At 43.4% G+C, this 15,946-nt stretch carries 23 protein-coding genes; 3 read left to right on the top strand and 20 right to left on the bottom strand.

The features are described 5' to 3' along the window. Window position 1 precedes the first annotated feature (1 nt). Together ACQ93I_RS09045 and ACQ93I_RS09040 are read right to left on the bottom strand one after the other, a co-directional pair. Window positions 2–1,375, bottom strand: coding sequence for a hypothetical protein (locus ACQ93I_RS09045; protein ID WP_431698214.1), 1,374 nt, complete (start codon window positions 1,373–1,375; stop codon window positions 2–4). After that, window positions 1,365–1,604: a hypothetical protein gene (locus ACQ93I_RS09040; RefSeq protein ID WP_431698213.1), complete on the bottom strand. Its 240-nt coding sequence runs from the start codon at window positions 1,602–1,604 to the stop codon at window positions 1,365–1,367. The genes ACQ93I_RS09045 and ACQ93I_RS09040 overlap by 11 nt, the downstream gene beginning before the upstream one ends. A gap of 560 nt (window positions 1,605–2,164) precedes the next feature. Here ACQ93I_RS09040 and ACQ93I_RS09035 point away from each other — a divergent pair. Genes ACQ93I_RS09035 through ACQ93I_RS09025 form a run of 3 tightly spaced genes read left to right on the top strand, consistent with a single transcriptional unit; the run spans window position 2,165 to window position 3,301 of the window. Beyond that, window positions 2,165–2,548, top strand: a complete 384-nt coding sequence (locus ACQ93I_RS09035; RefSeq protein WP_431698212.1) for a hypothetical protein — start codon at window positions 2,165–2,167, stop codon at window positions 2,546–2,548. Between the two features lie 60 nt (window positions 2,549–2,608). Beyond that, on the top strand, window positions 2,609–2,830 hold the full coding sequence (locus tag ACQ93I_RS09030; RefSeq protein WP_431698211.1) for a hypothetical protein: 222 nt from the start codon (window positions 2,609–2,611) through the stop codon (window positions 2,828–2,830). Between the two features lie 12 nt (window positions 2,831–2,842). Beyond that, window positions 2,843–3,301 carry a JAB domain-containing protein gene (locus ACQ93I_RS09025; RefSeq protein ID WP_431698210.1) on the top strand — a complete coding sequence of 153 codons (459 nt, stop codon included), beginning with the start codon at window positions 2,843–2,845 and terminating at the stop codon, window positions 3,299–3,301. On the opposite strand, the gene ACQ93I_RS09020 is transcribed toward ACQ93I_RS09025, so the two are convergent. The 18 genes from ACQ93I_RS09020 to ACQ93I_RS08935 all read right to left on the bottom strand — a co-directional run bounded on the left by ACQ93I_RS09020 (window position 3,273) and on the right by ACQ93I_RS08935 (window position 15,788). Continuing rightward, window positions 3,273–3,587: a hypothetical protein gene (locus ACQ93I_RS09020; protein ID WP_431698209.1), complete on the bottom strand. Its 315-nt coding sequence runs from the start codon at window positions 3,585–3,587 to the stop codon at window positions 3,273–3,275. The two genes, ACQ93I_RS09025 and ACQ93I_RS09020, sit on opposite strands and share 29 nt — an antisense overlap. Next, a complete protein-coding gene (locus tag ACQ93I_RS09015; RefSeq protein ID WP_431698208.1) occupies window positions 3,587–3,799 on the bottom strand; it encodes a hypothetical protein in 213 nt (70 codons plus the stop codon). The genes ACQ93I_RS09020 and ACQ93I_RS09015 overlap by 1 nt, the downstream gene beginning before the upstream one ends. Then, complete coding sequence (locus tag ACQ93I_RS09010) at window positions 3,790–4,143, bottom strand: hypothetical protein (protein ID WP_431698207.1); 354 nt, start codon at window positions 4,141–4,143, stop codon at window positions 3,790–3,792. Before ACQ93I_RS09010 ends, ACQ93I_RS09015 begins: the two co-directional genes overlap by 10 nt. Before the next feature lie 54 nt (window positions 4,144–4,197). Continuing rightward, on the bottom strand, window positions 4,198–5,904 hold the full coding sequence (locus ACQ93I_RS09005; RefSeq protein ID WP_431698206.1) for a hypothetical protein: 1,707 nt from the start codon (window positions 5,902–5,904) through the stop codon (window positions 4,198–4,200). Then, complete coding sequence (locus tag ACQ93I_RS09000) at window positions 5,882–6,532, bottom strand: hypothetical protein (RefSeq protein WP_431698205.1); 651 nt, start codon at window positions 6,530–6,532, stop codon at window positions 5,882–5,884. The genes ACQ93I_RS09005 and ACQ93I_RS09000 overlap by 23 nt, the downstream gene beginning before the upstream one ends. Continuing rightward, entirely contained in the window at window positions 6,529–6,864 is a 336-nt protein-coding gene (locus ACQ93I_RS08995) for a hypothetical protein (protein WP_431698204.1), read from the bottom strand. The genes ACQ93I_RS09000 and ACQ93I_RS08995 overlap by 4 nt, the downstream gene beginning before the upstream one ends. Then, the gene (locus ACQ93I_RS08990; RefSeq protein ID WP_431698203.1) at window positions 6,864–7,154 is read right to left on the bottom strand and encodes a hypothetical protein; all 291 of its coding nucleotides are present in this window, start codon (window positions 7,152–7,154) and stop codon (window positions 6,864–6,866) included. The genes ACQ93I_RS08995 and ACQ93I_RS08990 overlap by 1 nt, the downstream gene beginning before the upstream one ends. Continuing rightward, window positions 7,151–7,378: a hypothetical protein gene (locus tag ACQ93I_RS08985; protein ID WP_431698202.1), complete on the bottom strand. Its 228-nt coding sequence runs from the start codon at window positions 7,376–7,378 to the stop codon at window positions 7,151–7,153. Before ACQ93I_RS08985 ends, ACQ93I_RS08990 begins: the two co-directional genes overlap by 4 nt. A gap of 33 nt (window positions 7,379–7,411) precedes the next feature. Beyond that, window positions 7,412–8,071, bottom strand: a complete 660-nt coding sequence (locus ACQ93I_RS08980) for a hypothetical protein (RefSeq protein ID WP_431698201.1) — start codon at window positions 8,069–8,071, stop codon at window positions 7,412–7,414. Then, window positions 8,071–8,433 (bottom strand): hypothetical protein, encoded by a 363-nt coding sequence (locus tag ACQ93I_RS08975; RefSeq protein WP_431698200.1) that lies wholly within the window; start codon window positions 8,431–8,433, stop codon window positions 8,071–8,073. The genes ACQ93I_RS08980 and ACQ93I_RS08975 overlap by 1 nt, the downstream gene beginning before the upstream one ends. Before the next feature lie 137 nt (window positions 8,434–8,570). Continuing rightward, on the bottom strand, window positions 8,571–9,494 hold the full coding sequence (locus tag ACQ93I_RS08970; RefSeq protein ID WP_431698199.1) for a hypothetical protein: 924 nt from the start codon (window positions 9,492–9,494) through the stop codon (window positions 8,571–8,573). 128 nt (window positions 9,495–9,622) lie between these two features. After that, entirely contained in the window at window positions 9,623–10,459 is an 837-nt protein-coding gene (locus ACQ93I_RS08965; RefSeq protein WP_431698198.1) for a hypothetical protein, read from the bottom strand. Window positions 10,460–10,478: 19 nt separating this feature from the next. Next, window positions 10,479–12,677: a hypothetical protein gene (locus tag ACQ93I_RS08960; RefSeq protein ID WP_431698197.1), complete on the bottom strand. Its 2,199-nt coding sequence runs from the start codon at window positions 12,675–12,677 to the stop codon at window positions 10,479–10,481. 18 nt (window positions 12,678–12,695) lie between these two features. Next, window positions 12,696–13,631, bottom strand: a complete 936-nt coding sequence (locus ACQ93I_RS08955) for a S49 family peptidase (RefSeq protein ID WP_431698196.1) — start codon at window positions 13,629–13,631, stop codon at window positions 12,696–12,698. A gap of 57 nt (window positions 13,632–13,688) precedes the next feature. After that, window positions 13,689–14,090 (bottom strand): hypothetical protein, encoded by a 402-nt coding sequence (locus ACQ93I_RS08950; protein WP_431698195.1) that lies wholly within the window; start codon window positions 14,088–14,090, stop codon window positions 13,689–13,691. After that, complete coding sequence (locus ACQ93I_RS08945; protein WP_431698194.1) at window positions 14,011–14,373, bottom strand: hypothetical protein; 363 nt, start codon at window positions 14,371–14,373, stop codon at window positions 14,011–14,013. Before ACQ93I_RS08945 ends, ACQ93I_RS08950 begins: the two co-directional genes overlap by 80 nt. Before the next feature lie 372 nt (window positions 14,374–14,745). After that, window positions 14,746–15,246 carry a glycoside hydrolase family 108 protein gene (locus ACQ93I_RS08940; protein WP_431698193.1) on the bottom strand — a complete coding sequence of 167 codons (501 nt, stop codon included), beginning with the start codon at window positions 15,244–15,246 and terminating at the stop codon, window positions 14,746–14,748. Then, window positions 15,243–15,788 carry a hypothetical protein gene (locus tag ACQ93I_RS08935; RefSeq protein ID WP_431698192.1) on the bottom strand — a complete coding sequence of 182 codons (546 nt, stop codon included), beginning with the start codon at window positions 15,786–15,788 and terminating at the stop codon, window positions 15,243–15,245. Before ACQ93I_RS08935 ends, ACQ93I_RS08940 begins: the two co-directional genes overlap by 4 nt. Between the last annotated feature and the right edge of the window lie 158 nt (window positions 15,789–15,946).

Here is a 15,946-nt window from a genome sequence, read left to right as displayed (position 1 = left end):
CTTAGATCTGGTTTTTTTCACGGTCCCGTTCACTCTTATCCTCTTGTCTTTCCATAGGAGTACGATAGAAGCCGAGTTTTAGTTTTTTATCGGGGAAATTTGCCTTTAAGGCGTAATTGATAGGCTTCATCACGATCATTTCGGCAATGTTGACTCCCGTTTTTAAGTAGTTCACCAGGGCATAAAGTTGTTCACTCCCGGAATCTGATCTACCGGAGGCACCGGTACCTCCAATTGAGGTATGCACTCCAACACTGGCAGATGCATTTTGATCTGCAGTTTCGCCTATTTTGATTTGAGTCTCTACAAATTCCTTAATGTTCTGGTCGATTGCTTTAATCTCCCATCCCTCCTCAAGAAGATTGCTTCCGTCGTGGTTGATGGTCTTAACAGTGTGCCAGTACTTCCCGCTCTGGATCTCCCCGGAGAGTACCTTGGATATCTTCCGGAGGAATTTTGTGCGGTATTCAGTAAGCATTGACTCCTCGTAGTCTTTACCCTTATCTGTACACTGTCTCTCCAAATCACGTTGAACCTTATCCCAGAAACTCTGAGGCGAGGTGATATGATACTTGGCATTGATCGAGTTCTTGGAAAGCGCCTTGAGGATGAGTGGCACAGCTGTAGATCTTCTTATCCACTCCAGGGATCCGTAGATATCGGGAACCGTATAGTAATCTGTACAAAAGCTGTACATGTTCGAATAGTAGATGCTGTTTGGGAATTTGAAAGGATCCATGAACTCAAACAGGTCGTACACCTTGAAGTTCGTAAGATGATCAAGGTGGGTAAGGCTAAAATCATTATAGATCACGTGAGTAGGATCTGGGCTACCACTGTCAATCCTGTATGCAAGTCGGGCTTTTTCTGAAGAAACATGCTCCAATTTTGCCACTTTAGGCGCCCCAAGGCGGGCACCTTTACTTCGATAGTACTTGGTGAAAGCACCCTGGATGTGGGAAACATCGGTAACACACTTCTGAATGTACTTCTCATGATCCCAACTCTCCAGCCATGCCAGTGCCTCGGCATCATCCTGCCAGTTACGTACCAGGACATTCTCTTCAAACTTCTCGGTGTACAGCTTAGGGCCTTCTCCCCACAGCATACCCACCTTCTTATTCATGATGCCTGGCACCTTGGGGTTGTTCTGGATAGTGTTCTTGATAACCGTGGGTATGTTATCATTATTACCGTAAGGATGTATTCCCCAACCATCAATATGATGATTAACTATTGAGTTGTTCCAGTCAAGGGATTCCCCATTCTTAACCTTGCTTTCATGCAGGTCTCGTGGGCTCTCTGCCACCTCAAATGAAAAGACATTGTCTTCTGCCTCAACTAGGGCATTCTGTCCAAAGAATTCAATATTCATCGATAAACTTGTTATTAAACTTGATTAGTAGTGGTAGGTAGAACCATCTGTTCTTACCGTCCTTGATGTATCCTACAAGGACATCGGCTTTATCACTGTAGGCTTTGCTCATACCGGTGCGCAACTGGACACCCTGTACTTTCTTCACCCCCTCGGTGATACCTGCCTTCTCCTGGTACGAGATGTACTCCAGTTCAAAGGGTACACCTGCCTTGGTTAGTTCCCTCATTCTCTTAAGGACAGCATAGAGCTGGGCAGTTCTGGTTGCTTTCATATTACAAGTGTAACCATAGCAAGTGGTTGAAGGTGTGACAAAGGAAACCACCTGTAAACACTGGTGGTGGCAGGCTATTGGTTGGGCATGCCACCACAGGCCATTAGAGGCTGTCTAAGAGGAGATCTCTTCCATGGACACAGGTCATCAAATCATCAAATAAGGTGCTGAAATGACCTAAAACACCCACAAGGCGCGGGCTGCGGAGGGGTCGAGGGGGTCATATCTCTCACCCTTCGAGGGGTCTGCAACTGCCCTCACGGGAGAGAGCGGGACGGGGTCAATCGTCATACAAACCCTTTTGCACTTCCAGTGCAAAGGGTTTGTTGACTGATTCACAGTATTTTAAAAATTCAGCTTTTAAACAAAGGCCGTTTTGAGGTCATTTTTTTCTCTTTTGAGGTAAAAAAAAGTGGTTTTTGTAGGTGAAATCTGCTAAATAACAGGTTAAAAACTCGCATATTATGCGACTTTTTTGTATCTTTAAGTATGTTTAACAATCAAATCTTTGAGTTATGAAAGACTTAAAAATTGCAGCAAAAAAAGAAGCTGCTAAAAATGAAAAGGTGCAAGAGAAAAAAAGCACCGAAGTACAAAAAGCATCTACCACGGTAGACGAAATTTTGAACCCTTCCGCAGACGGAAGAATCAAAAAACTGGAAACCCTGAACCGCCTTGCGGAGAAGAAAACCAAGATTGACAGGAAATTAGATGAACTGGTAAACTTTAACGCCAGTAATGACAATTCACTTTCAAGAATGGAATTTACAGGGGATAGCTCCTACAGGTTCACCATTAGCAACCCCGTAACAATCGGTAAACTTTTGGGGCAGGTAGAGCAGGAACTAAGGGAGCTTAAAGGGCAGACCGAAAAGGAAATTATCGATTTCCAAATTTAACTAATCAAAATACCCCTGAACCATCGCACGGAACAGGGGTATAAATCAAATCTTTGAGCTATGACTAAACAACTCAACACAAGCAAAAGTAATTCTTTAAAGACAAGCGACCAAGTAAAATTAATCCTACAGGAGCAAGGACTTTCAAAGGTTTTTAATTACAATGAATACAGGCTATTCAGAGCAAGAGCCAAAAGAGCATTTAACAAAGCGCAGGCAGTTGCGAAAATGTTTATTGAGGAATACCAGAACGAAAGCGATTTATTAGAATACGAATTTTAAAACCTCCCAAAAATGATAAATACAAATGCACTTTTTGAAATTGCGGAAGTTTCGATCTCTTACAAGTTCGGGAGATACACCGCAGACAGAAACAAAATTTGTTCTTCCTCCTGTGTTTTTGAAATTGGCAGGGAAGTAGCAAAAGACCACATTGAGCACCATGAGTGCTTTTATATAATGATGCTTAACAACAGTAACCAGGTGCTAGGTGTCTCAAAACTTTCACAGGGAGGTATTACCGGCACTTTGGTAGATATGCGCATAATGTTTCAGAACATCATTAAATCTAACGCCACCGCTTTTATTATGCTGCACAACCACCCAAGCGGAACCCTAAGACCTTCTGAAGCTGATAAAAGCCTGACAGCAAAAGCAAAGAAGGCAGCCGAAACACTGGATATAAAACTTTTAGACCACGTGATAATAACATCCGAAAGCTATTTCAGCTTTGCAGATGAAGGAATAATATAATTGTACGAATTTTCCCTGAATGGTGATTTTGAAATAAAAATCGCCCTTCGGGCGATGGCCTGTAACTTACTTCTCCAGTAAGTTTTTTTTTATTTTCTTCTTCTACTATCCAAGTACCACACAACAAATAGTAGAAATCCTTTTCTTCACGCATTATAGAAATGTATTCAGTTAGGTAATCAGGAAGTGGAGCTGGTGGATTCTCCCTAAAATAATCATCCCAGGACTTCTGTATTTTCTCCAGTTCCTCAGGACCTGTAGGAATGGTAACTGTTTTCTTTGCCATTATTTTTTCTTTAGTTCACTCAATGGAACATATATCCAGAAAGGCTCATCATAAGTTTCATCAGCTTCAACATATTCTCCTTCTTCATCCCAATCCCAAGAGGGATTCTTTATCTTAGCTTCTCCGTCAGGATAAATTTCTTCGATAAAATTTTCCTTTCCCTGGTAAAGCACTTCATCACCTGGTTTAAATTTTTCTTCCATTACTCCCATATTCCCTGGCTTAAGAATTTTCCATTTTGGTCGAAATAAATCTTCGTATAAAAACCGTGATAACCATCAATCCCCTCCAGGCAATTATCAAGATTCAAAGTGGTACCAGCCCCATGAGCTTCAACTTCAGGTTCAACACCTACTGATTTGTATAGATCTAAAAATTTCTCCAGGTCTGTCATTTCCCTTATTTGAGTTGATTTAATAGCCTCTTTGGTCATTTTACTGGCTGCAAATTCTTCCACTTGACACTCATGCGGCTCAAAATCTCTTGATCCCTGAAAACTTTCAAGAGAAGGAGGAAACTCCAATGAAGTGCCGTTTTTAAAAGTTACTTTTCCCATACCCAAATATAAACAAATTCCTACCTACTGATCACTGATCACTGCTCACCGAAATTATACCACTTCCGGAAGCACCAGCGCGCCTCCGTCTTTTTTATCGGCAATGCGAACCCAGTCAGGGCGATAGATCAAGTATTTAAAGGCGTCGCTGAAGTTTGTGGAGAACATGGGGAGATTCTTCAGCTGGAGTTTCTTTTCGGAGCTCTTATCCTTTTCAAGCTTACTGGATCCATTCCTGTCCTTGGACATTTTGATCTTAGTTAGCTCCAGGGAACTTTTTAAATGCTTGCACTGGTACTTATCTATTCTAATAATTGGAAGCGGAAGGTAATATTCGCCCAGCAGTTTTTTGGCAAAGGAATATTCCTGTTCCTGGGTGATGGTCTTCTGGTTCCGGGATTTAAGATTTACCGTCCAGCCGGTAGAAAATCCATCGTATTTCTCGATATGATCCTTAATTTCTGTAGCCCAGTCTCTCTTTACCTGCTGGTATTGATTCCCTGAGCGGTCGTAATACATATCGAGCACTTTCTTTTTGTGGCCTTTGAAGAAGTCCAGGAACTGTTTTGCCAGCTCCTTACTCGATTCCGGGGCAATGGTATGCATATCCTTCAAAAGATTGTAATAGCGCCCCTCTGGCTGTCCCAGAACCATAGAACACTGGTTTCCGAAGTCCACCCCGCACTCCAATGGTTTGTTGTGCTGGATATATCGAAGTCCCTGAGAACTTCCTATTCCAATTTTATCTGTGAGCTTATAATTGTCCTGGTAATATTCGATTAAAAGGCCATCATCATAAAAATGATGTTCGCCCAGGTTGAGATAGAATTTTTCGCCGGCACGCAGCTCTGCTTTTAAAGAAAGGATTGCACTTTTAAATTCTTCAATGCCCAGGGAAAGCAGCGCATTTTCAAAATAAACCTTCCGGAGGATCTCTGCATTGGCAAATGTGGAAACAGTCATGAACATGGTAAGATCCATTCGGGATCTCACCCATAGCTCATACCACATCATGTATTGATTCGAAAGGCTTTTTATCCTGGCTTTATTCCTCTGCTTACGGGCCTTGATCAGTTTAATTTTGATCTGGTTGAGCTCCATTCCCGCCTGCAGGGCAGCAAGAACCCGCTCCTTATCCATTTCCTTCTCGTAATTGAGGATCCAGTCGTGCTCCCCATCTCCCACGCGGGGCATGTCACTGGTGATTGTCATGCCCAGGAAATAAGGAGAATGACCAAAAACCGTAAAATCACCACGCAAGGCAGGAAATAATTTCTTTAGCTTATCAAAGTTGCAGTTCTTGGCTTCATCGACGAATAAATGCTGATAGGAGTTACCGGCAAGGGATGAAGGCTGCGCCAAACTGCCTATGTTGAAGAAATGGCCATTAAAAGTAGAAATGGTATGCTTGTAAGTCATTGGCGGCTTAAATGGCTGGTCCCATTTCTTTGGAGGCCGCTCATCGGTCACGTAATGCAGCCCTTCTTTCCAGCCTTTTCTTATCCATCCCTCGATCATGGAGGGAGCAATGTTCCTCACGGCATCATCATAGGTATTGGCTACAAAAGCAGAATAAGCCCTGGGCATGTCATGAACAACATCTATGGCGCGCTCAGCAACAATATCTGTGGTTTTTGCAGTACCACGTCCGGCCAGGGCGATAAGGATCTTAGGGGAAACTATATCAATGGTCTGTTTTGCCCAGCTTCCGTACCGCAATTCGGCATCTTTGGCTTGCTTAAGACTTTCGGGGATCCTCATTCTCGTCGGGGAATATTTGCATCGGTTCCAGGAGTGCTTCCTGCAATGCCATTTGTTTTACTTTCTCAGAAACTTCGGGCAGCTGCATAATGAAATCACGCAGCTCTTTCTTTGGCTGTGGTACCCGGCCAAGATCTTCCATGGAAAGGGTATAGATCTTTGTTGGCCGCGCATATGCTCCCTCGGGTACCGGCTCAGGATCCGGAAGGTGAAGACCAAGCGCCTGCGCCATTTCGATATACATCTTGTTTACCTTTGATGTATCTGCAACATCTTTCACCAGCTGCTGTGCTATAGAAATATTTTTCTCCATGCGCTGCGCCAGGATATTTCTCCAGGCTTCCTTGGAAATATCATTATCTGCATAAAAATATTCCATGGACTGGTTATAAGCCTTGCCTGCCAGGTACCGGGAAAGGCCTTCCACTTTCATCAAGTGGTTTACGATCGCATCTTTACTGCCGTAACGGTCAATGCGTAGATGCATCGCCCTAATTTTGTCCATGAGATCCAGATAATCTACAACCTCCTGGGGAGCCCGGCTCCGGTCCCCATTATCTATAAAATCATAGATTGCGTCCAGGTCGATGTCCTGAATATCTTTATATTTCTGCAGTGCCTTTTTCATTCGTAGTCATCAAGATTTTCACCCGCAAAAAGGATCTGTTTCTTTAGATTCTCTACGTGAACAGTCTCCCTGTTTTTCTGGTATTGCTGCATCGCCGTAAGATTCCCGGCTTTTGCAGTCTCCAGGGATTTTTGATTGATCTCTGCATCTGCTACCAGCTGGCCACGATCGTAATGATGTCTCACCGGGTGCCGGTGATTGTACCAGGCGGCCATAAAATCAGCCTTAGGAATATCCAGGTACTTTGCAATTTGCTCGGGAGAGTAATTGCATGCGGCCAGATCTTCTATTTGTTCAAATTCCTCCTGGGAAAGTCTTACATCTTCAGGCATTACCAGCTCCTTTTTTTACATACTCCTAGAGCTTCTTTCTTAATTCTTTTTTCAGTGGATCTTTTGATCCACGGTAGAATCCAGTAGTTAATAACCCCTTGACTCCACGAATAAGTGTAAAAGATCGTCATGATAAAAATTCCCCATTGCTCATTGGTGGAGGATTCATGTATCCAAAACGGTTGACCAAGAAGCCCGAGGATATATCCCCATCGCTTCCATTCTTCCTTTCTGCTTACGAACCAAATGGCCGAAGCTCCAAATATCATTATAGCTATCTGTGTGATCATTCTTGAAATCGTTTGTATGACTGCCACATTCTAATTACAGCTGCGCTTAAAGCTGCAGCAGGAAATAAGGCTAATTTGTATTCTCCAAGCGAGATCAAACTCACCAGGACCACAATTGTGCAGACCAGGAAGATGAAAAAGCAAATTAGCTCTGCGCCCGAGTAGAACCTGAACATCAAAAGGGCGAGGGTACCAATGATTGAAACCAAAATAACTGTGTGCATAGCTTTAATTTTTTAATTGTTACTGCCTACTGATCACTGCCTACTGATCACTTTTTCCAAATGTCCACCGGCAGCAATTTGCCTGGCTTTCTCCGGGGCAAAAAGATCCATCCTGAAATCATAGAGTCCCTTGCAGTTTGCAAAGGTGTACTGCTCCATTTGTGCATTGTCTGCCCAGTTACCCGATCCCTCAATGACAAAGTATTGAGACTCTCCTCCTTTGGAGGGGCTGGGGGAGGCTTCCAGGAGACAGACTTTGGAATGGTTCCAGCCGAATAACACTTTAAGATTTCCATTCGTGGCCGCTACAGCCAATAACACATCAATGGTCATTGGATTACGCTTTACCATGGAATCTGAAATCAAAAGAGTTATTTCACCCACAAGGCCCGTGCGCTGCAATTCCATTAATGCTTCTATCACCTTTCGGCTAATACTGTACGTGCTGGCAAAAAGCCGGCGCACTGTCACGTATTTACAGACGAAGGGGATAAAAGTGAAAGCATTAAACGAATTGTTTGTTTGCAGGAAGAAAAACTCCTCCTCACTGGGGAGTCGCTTGAGATTTCCCTCCAGCTTATTCACATTCTCAAAATGAGCCAGCAAAAATTTCGATTTGTAATGACGTTCAGGATCTTCCACAGGGGTAGGATCCTTAATAGCCGAAAGATCAAAAAACCTGTTTTTTGCCATTATTTTTTCCTTCGTTTAAAATCAAATTTGGAATCTATAAGATCCCGCTCCAGCACATAGCGCTCTATCTTTTTCGCAAATTCATCTTTCCCGGGGCCCGGCTTCATTTTCTCAAGCTTCTTATTGTCCCTGGAGATATTAGCCCTAAGTGTGGCTCTACGGCTAAATGCCTCGAGTTCATCATAAAGACTTACATCTTGTTCCAGCTTCAACTTCCACAGTTTAGGATGCTTCCCCAGTACTTCTCCAAACTCACCGTAGTAGTTCAGCTCATCAAAAATTGCCTGGTTAAGCTGAAAACTTTTTGCCGCTGCTTCGATCTGCGGAAAATCCTTCTGGGTAATTGGCTGCCCGTTTTTCACCCGCTCTGTGAGCTCTTCATGAAGTTTCTCGAATTTCCTGTGGGCCGAAAGTTTATCGGCTACCAGGATCTTGAATTCATCGGGGCAATCCTCTTTGTCCAGAAATGGAAATTCCTCCCTAAAGGAGGAGTTTCTTACTAGCTCTCCAGATACTTTTTTTTTGCGTCCAGGATAAAAGCCTTCAGCGTTTCGCTTTTTTGATCCTTAGGATCCTCATTGATGTAATCTGAAAGTACAGCAGCAAAAGATTTGATACCATTGTATTTTTCAGCTTCCACATCAAAATCGGCAAGATCTTGTTTCAGGAATTTTTCCTTTTCAGCAGCGGCACCTTTAGCCTGCTCGTCGATCTCTTCCGGAGACATTTTGTGCTCAACTGGATCCTCTTCTGAATTTGGCAATGGTTCTGGTGAAGGAACTTCATTAGTATTTTCAAGGGTGACAGCCTTACTGTCATTAGTTGCTTCTGAAGTTTCTTGAGCACCAGGGTTTATATCAGCAGTTAACTCAGCATCAGCAGCATCCAGCGCAGCGCCAATTTCTTCGGAATCATCAGGCTGTGTTGCGTCTGCTATCGAAGATTTAAGATCTACCAGTAATTGGGAAAATTCAGATGGGTTAACTTCTTTTTCCTTCTTTAGGAATTCCTGAAAATTTTGAATTAAATCCTTGCTGGGTACACCTGAATCCTCTTTCTCAACTCCAAAAAAAGCCCTAATATTTTCAGCAAGTTCTTCTACTAGCTCCTCAGATTCCTTTTCGATTTCGAATTCCATGACAGTTTTTGCAAAGACTTCATTACTGTCATTTTTATGCTCCAGCTTTACCACTTTCTCTCTCCTCCTTGCTTTCGCCACTTCAAGATCTGTGATGTTATGAAGCTTCTTGAGTTCATAGAGAAGTATCTCCAGGCGCTCGGGGGAGAAACCCATTTCATTCATAAACCTCACATTTGAGGCAGTATGATTTTTCGATTTGCGGTAAAGTTCCAGGGCTTTGTTGAACTGCTCGGAGCCTGTTTTTGGAAGATTCCCCAGGAATTCTGTGACTTTTTCTTTCATTTTAATAAGTGTTAGTTATTTACTGTGAATGGTAAATATTGCAATTGCAACTTTCTTATGGTGTGACAAACAAAAAACCCTGCTTTCCGGGGCAGGAAAGCAGGGTTGCCAACACATAAATGAAAGTCCTAGCTTCGGGATCTCTCTATCAAGTAGGTTGTTGCACCGGCCACAAATACCTCGAGGGAAATTGTAGCATTTTGTAGTGCAGTCCAGTCAGTTCCTTCTTTAAGGATGACTTCTACATTCGCAGCTCCTGTAGCAGGACCTCCGGAAAGTACCGCAGGTTCAGCTCCACCGCCTCCAATGATACTCACCACACTTCCATGAGCAAGATCAAGGGATGCAACATCAAGGGCAGTACCAAGCTCATCTGCAAAGGCAGGAAGCTGGTAGGCAGTACCATTAGCCTCAAGTAATGGTAGATTTTCATCTGCCACCGCAAAAGGAGCATCAAAGGTCATGGCACCTGTATAGTTATAAGGAACCTGGTCGGTCCTCATATACTGCTCAAAAACAAAGGTGTGCGTAGTGCCGTCTGAATTATCTGCAAATGTTGGCTTCAGCTTCATTGGCGAACATTTGGTTCCATATACCGTTTTATTATCATCCCTGCAGGTTCCCTGCAGTATGATAAAGCTTTCACCCAAAGCGGCAAGAATGAATTCACGGATTTCCACGCTGTTACCAGGGTGGCTGGCATCAACTTTTTGCATTACGCCTACTGCATCCTCATCTCCTTCAGATTCAAAACCAGAGCCGATTTTTGAAGGAGTAGAATACAATTTGTGCATTGTGGCACCAGGCTTGGTCACGTAGTTTCCAAGCAGGTTAACGCCGCCGGCATCTGGCGCAGGCCAGGCTAAAATGTCACTGGTCTTGATAAGTACCAGATCGGGATCTTTGGGGGTAGGTGCCCCCGCAGATCTTCTCTGCGGTGCGGGCACACTTTTTATTGCTCTCATATTTCTTTTAGAGTTTTAATTAAACTGCAGCTATGGTTCTGCTTACCTCGGTCCATACGCCGTCAAGTCTTACCAACTCTATGACATCGGTTTTAGTGGCCAGTACCGCATTTGCAGTAACACTTACATTTCCTGCCACGTTTGCAACAGTAAAGCTCACACCAGCGGCATCGCTACCGTGGATCTTGATCATCTTGTTATCTACACCATTGATGATCTCATCAAGAGATGCACTTGCAGCACCTACGTAGTAGAACTCACTGGAAGATTTTGCATCTATAATAGTATCTGCAAATTGACCTTCAGCCTGGGCAGAAGAAACTTCAGGTTCTGTAGTTCTCTTCAATTCTTTAAGCTTGCCATCAGGCTGCACATAAAGGGTAAGAGTTCCACCAGATTTCATGTTGAAATCTGCACCACCAGCAAGAAGAATATTTTCATTATTCTTAATGTTGTTGACAGCGGCCAGTTTGGTGTTGCCGGTAATTCTCAATACCTGTCCCTGCTTGGCTCCTTCAATCGCAGCGATATCTGTTTTGAAATCTTCATCGATCTTCACATTGGTGTAGTTCACTTCAAGGATTCCATTTCCAAGATCGAACCCGGGAACGGTAACAGATGAGTCAAAGATTGGCACATCATTACTCCAAACCACCTGCTTCTCAAAACCTGCAGGTTCACCAGGCAACAATTTTGTTCCAACGAACTGAAGACGGATCCCCAGCCTGTAGTCGGCAAAAATGTTAGTTTCTCTCTTCTCGTGAGTAAGCGTGAACCTTGTCTTTTCGGAAGTCTTGTAGTCCATGATCTCCACGTTCTTAGACTGGGTAACAGCCATAAAGGAAGTGTTGGTCATGTCTATGATCTCCTGGAAGATGATGTTAGGGAAATTCACAGGGTGATTTTTGTTGTAAATCGTTCTTCCTTCATCATCGCTCAAGTGCATTTGATAAAGAATCCCCGCTTTCTTACGGTACCATCCAAGTTTCTCTGTAGAGATCTGCAGCTCCAGTCCTGGACGCTTCCTGTCAACCTCTGGGATAGACTTGATAAGGGTATCAACATAATCCACAATATTAGCCTCAGTAACTTCTCCTAAATGGAATGGACGGTATTTCTTCAATACGTCACGATACATCCAGTACAGGTATAAAAGACCGTTTTGAGAGTTTACAGCAGCACCGGCTTTACCTTCTCCATCTGGAGTCTTGGCATAGATCCCGTTGATCTGTGCAATTCTATCGTCCAGCTTCTGTTGTTTAACAAGCTCTGTAAGAAGGAAGCCGATAAATGACATTTTCCAGGGGTGAGATCCATCTTTGTTGTAGATCTGTCCAACCCAGGTATTTTCAATTTCCTGAAGTTCGTACCCGTCAAAGGTGATGTCGATTTTCTTACGGAAAACTCTTCCTTCTTCGGCAGCGATTTTAAAGTTGTTCTTAGGAGCCCAACCTTTCTTTCTACCCTGTACGATCTCATCTGCGATGATTCTTCCTGAAGAAGTTCTGTCAAGTACTCCGGTTCTTCTGGACCACTGGGATGGAAGCTCAGCGAAATCATTGAACAGGCTTTCTATAACCTGCGGATTCTCACGAACAAAATGATCCATGTCATCCTGAAGTAATGGAATAGTACCAGAATCATTAAAATCTGTGGCTTTCATGCCACCGTCTTTTAACCTGGCATTCCATGGACGCTTGTCAAACGCATCCCATTGTTTTCCTGTCCCAAACAAGTGGGTAGAACTGTGCTTCATATCTAGGATGTTCTTTTTTACAACAGCCGCCGGAGAGTCTCCTTCAGGATCTGCCATCAATTTTTTGATCATTTCATTCTGCTTCTTTTGAGCAGCCTTTAAAGCATTAAGGCTTGCATTGATGTCTCCATCTGCAGATTTTTCGCTGCCGTCCAGAAGCTTCTCCTTTTCTTCATTAGAGAGGGAAGTTTCATTTAACATAGCCTCGACTTCAGCTCTTACTTTTTTGAGCTCGGCTTCACGAGCCTGGAGATCCTTATTATCGGCATTCTCCTTAGCAACATCTGCCAGTTCTTTGTTGAGGGCGTCAACAACTTGCTGGGCTTTTTCATCTCCCAGTACTTTTTTTAGCTGGGCGTGCTGGTCATCTTTAAAGTTGACCTTACCTTCAGCTGTCGGGATTTCCGAAATGCCTAGGTAACTCATTAAAAATGCGACGGTAGTCGCCATCTTTTTCCACATGGTGTTTGGGGTTTTTAATTAGTATTTAGATTGGGTAAAATTTTTAAGATCAAGCATGATATCGATATACGCCAGGGCATCCTGGAGGCTACCAATAGCATCGATCATTTTATATTCAAGGGATTTATCTGCATCAAAGGTTTTCCCGGTAAGTACTCCAACTTCCTCTATAAGTCCCGGTCTTCCAAGTCTCACAGCAGCCTGAAATTTTTTAGCTGTTGGCGCGAGATGTTCCTCCCTTATCATGTCGTACTTACCTTCCAGCGCCAGGCGAAAGGCTTCATTCTTATGAGGACTTTCTACAGGGTAGATCTCGTGAAACTTGTAGCCAAGCTTTTCATAAACCTCTTTGGTATCTACGAAGCTGGAGACAACTCCTACACTGCCAAACCTGGCAGAAACGTCGTTATCTGCAATGATCCAGTCGCACACAACTACAAGTGCCCAGTAGTGTAAACTCATGGCGGCATCGGCCAAACCTATCACCGGCTTTTTCTTCTCTTTGGCAAACTGAAGGAATGGTCCAATTGCAGATACAGCCCCTCCGGGACCATCAACATGAAAGACGATTCCCTTAATGTTCTCGTTTTCATTTGCGAACCGCATTGCATTTACGATCTCATCTGCACCGTAAGTACACCAGTCGCCGTATTTCATTACGGCTCCCATCATGTACACATGGGCCACAGTTCCTTTTGGAATGCCTTCATAACCGCCTTCTTCATTCCTGGCCACCCGGCGGCCATTCTTATCTACGAGGGTGAGGATTGCATTTGTATTGACAATCACACTCCCATCACTGGCGATTAGAGTCTTATGAACTCCATTATTGCCCAGGACGAGCTCTTCTCCATTGATGATCTTTTGCACTATAGGCGCAAAGCCTGCAATGCTGTGAACATCAATGAGCCACTGTGCGCGAAATAGATCCTGTAAAAGGGCATTAACCTTCATAATTCTTGGTTTTGAGCTAAAGTATACTGAGGGTGCGGTTTAGCGTGTGACAGGTTTTTAACGGGTAACCAGGAAGAGTAACATAGCCAGGGCACCGGCGCCAAACTTTAGCATATCAAGGCCCAGATCTTCAATACTGTAACGGGGATTCTTCTGGGCTTTCTTGGCTTCATATTGCACCTTATAATTGTTAGCCAGCCTTTCGAGTAGCTCAATTTGAACATCCTTCTTCCCAATCCTGGTTTCATAAGATTCAACCAACTCCTGGTGCTTTTTCAGTTTTAAAGTGTTCACTGTACTTTCTGCCCTCAGGTAGTCCAGCTCATTGAGATCCAATTCTATTTCCTGCACCATCCAAAAAGGGAAAACTATTGGCCTCTTATCTTTCGTATCGTCTTGTGACCATACTTCGGAGGCTGTCAGCATTATTAGTACGATGAACACGAGCGTCTTTTTCATCTCTCTTGGATTTTTCAATGGTGAGTTTTTTATCAAGATCTGCCAGCTCAAACTTCACATCTGCGATATGTTCATTGAGGTAGTGATCTTCAGTCTTTAAGGAATCCAGCTTATTTTCAATAGCTTTTTGCTGTGAAGCAAAATCGGCCTCAAGGATTTTTTGGGAAGCCTCAAGAGATTTACGTTCTGTTTTCTCCTGGACAAGTTCAAATGCCATGTAACCGGTAGCTGCTGTGAGCAGGATCACGGCCACAATTAGAATGAGCTGCAGATTAATCTTCATCTTTTTTGCTTGAAGGTTTTACAATTGGATACTTCCGGTTTCCGCAGGGGCAAGGCTGCGAGGGAGGACAGGTAATTGAACAGATCCCGGGAATTGTGTTAGCTGTTTTCATTTTTGACATATTTGGTACATAGAGAAAAAAGCATAGGCAAAAACCATCAGAGCAATGACCACTATAGCTATATGAAAATAGAATCGTTTTAACATATCATGATGTTTTAAAAGCCCGTCTTTCCGGGCCGTCAATCTTGCCGTAATTTGGGGTGAATATGACTGTATCTGCTTACCCGCACCCCTTTGACTCAACGCATTACAGCGGCCTACATTAGCGATAACTAAGGATTCATAATCGGGTAAGCCCTTTCATTTTTTTCAAACTCTTTTCATCCAACCATTGAAATACTTCTCCTGGTCGGGTCTCTTTTCACAGATTTCTACATACCTCCTGAATTGAAGTCCGTTCAAAACCTTAAGCAGGATCCTGTCATCTACTTTTTTATAGGCTGCAATGGAAACCGGACCTATTTTTCCGTCCACAACGAGATCTGGAAAATCCCGCTGATTCCTGTTCATGAGGTTCAGTGCCTCCTGGAGGAACCGCGGAGCAACACCAACGCCCATGTTAACACCGGTGTCGAACAGCTCCAGGGCTAATTCGTATTTAATAATATTGTCCAGGCCATTAGCCTTCCAGAAATCCCTGTAGTAGATCTCCTCTGCTTGCTGAAGCGTAAGGTTCTTGATATCCAGGTGAGGATAGGATCTTTTGGAGATTCCGTATTTGGTTTCTCCTCCACGATCTGTAGGATCATTGACGTAGCCGCCTTCAATTCCTATTAACTCGATAAATGCTTTTTTGAAGTATGGATTCATGGCTGTGGGGATTTTGGAGCGTCTAAAAAATCTTTGAGATCACCGGTCTTTTCAAAATCAAAAAGTTTTTTCATGATCCATTCCGGCGGGTATTTCCCTTTAGAAAGGATATGCACGTTCTTGGCAATTTTGCTGAAAGGGTAAAGAAGGGAAGTCATTTGGAGTGCAGCTCTAAAACCCGAAGTCACAGCATTCTCACCGCCATGGCTTATGATCATCTCAAGGCCCAGGTAAATGAGCGTGAGGCTTATGATCATTTCTGAAGTTTTATTGAGGAATAGCCTGATATCAAAATTCTTTTTCTTCCAGTGCATGCGGCCTCCAAAGATCATATTGATGATCACCAGGACGATAACCGCATAGAAGAAATGTTCATTTGCAATGTACCAGGCGTGTACTGCGCCAAGTATAAAAGCTATGGGAGAAAATGCTAGAAAAGATTTAACAGCACTCAAGAACCTTTCTGTCCAGGAGAGCTCCCTGTAACCTAGTAGGATTAGGTTGCAGTAAATCTTTAGAGTAAAGATTTTTAAGGTATTCACAATTTGGGGTATTAATTACCCTCCAAACATAAGTGGGGAAATCTGGGATTCGTGTGACAGGTTATTTTTGTGGAAAATCTAACAGGAAGTATCTCAGCTTTGGCCATAAAAAAACCGCCTGGAGGGGCGGTATTGGATCGAGGTGGTACGTTTATTTG

The sequence above is a fragment of the Salinimicrobium sp. WS361 genome (genome assembly GCF_050750585.1).
In the GTDB taxonomy this organism is placed as follows: Bacteria; Bacteroidota; Bacteroidia; order Flavobacteriales; family Flavobacteriaceae; genus Salinimicrobium.
This window is presented reverse-complemented; position numbering and strand designations above follow the sequence as displayed.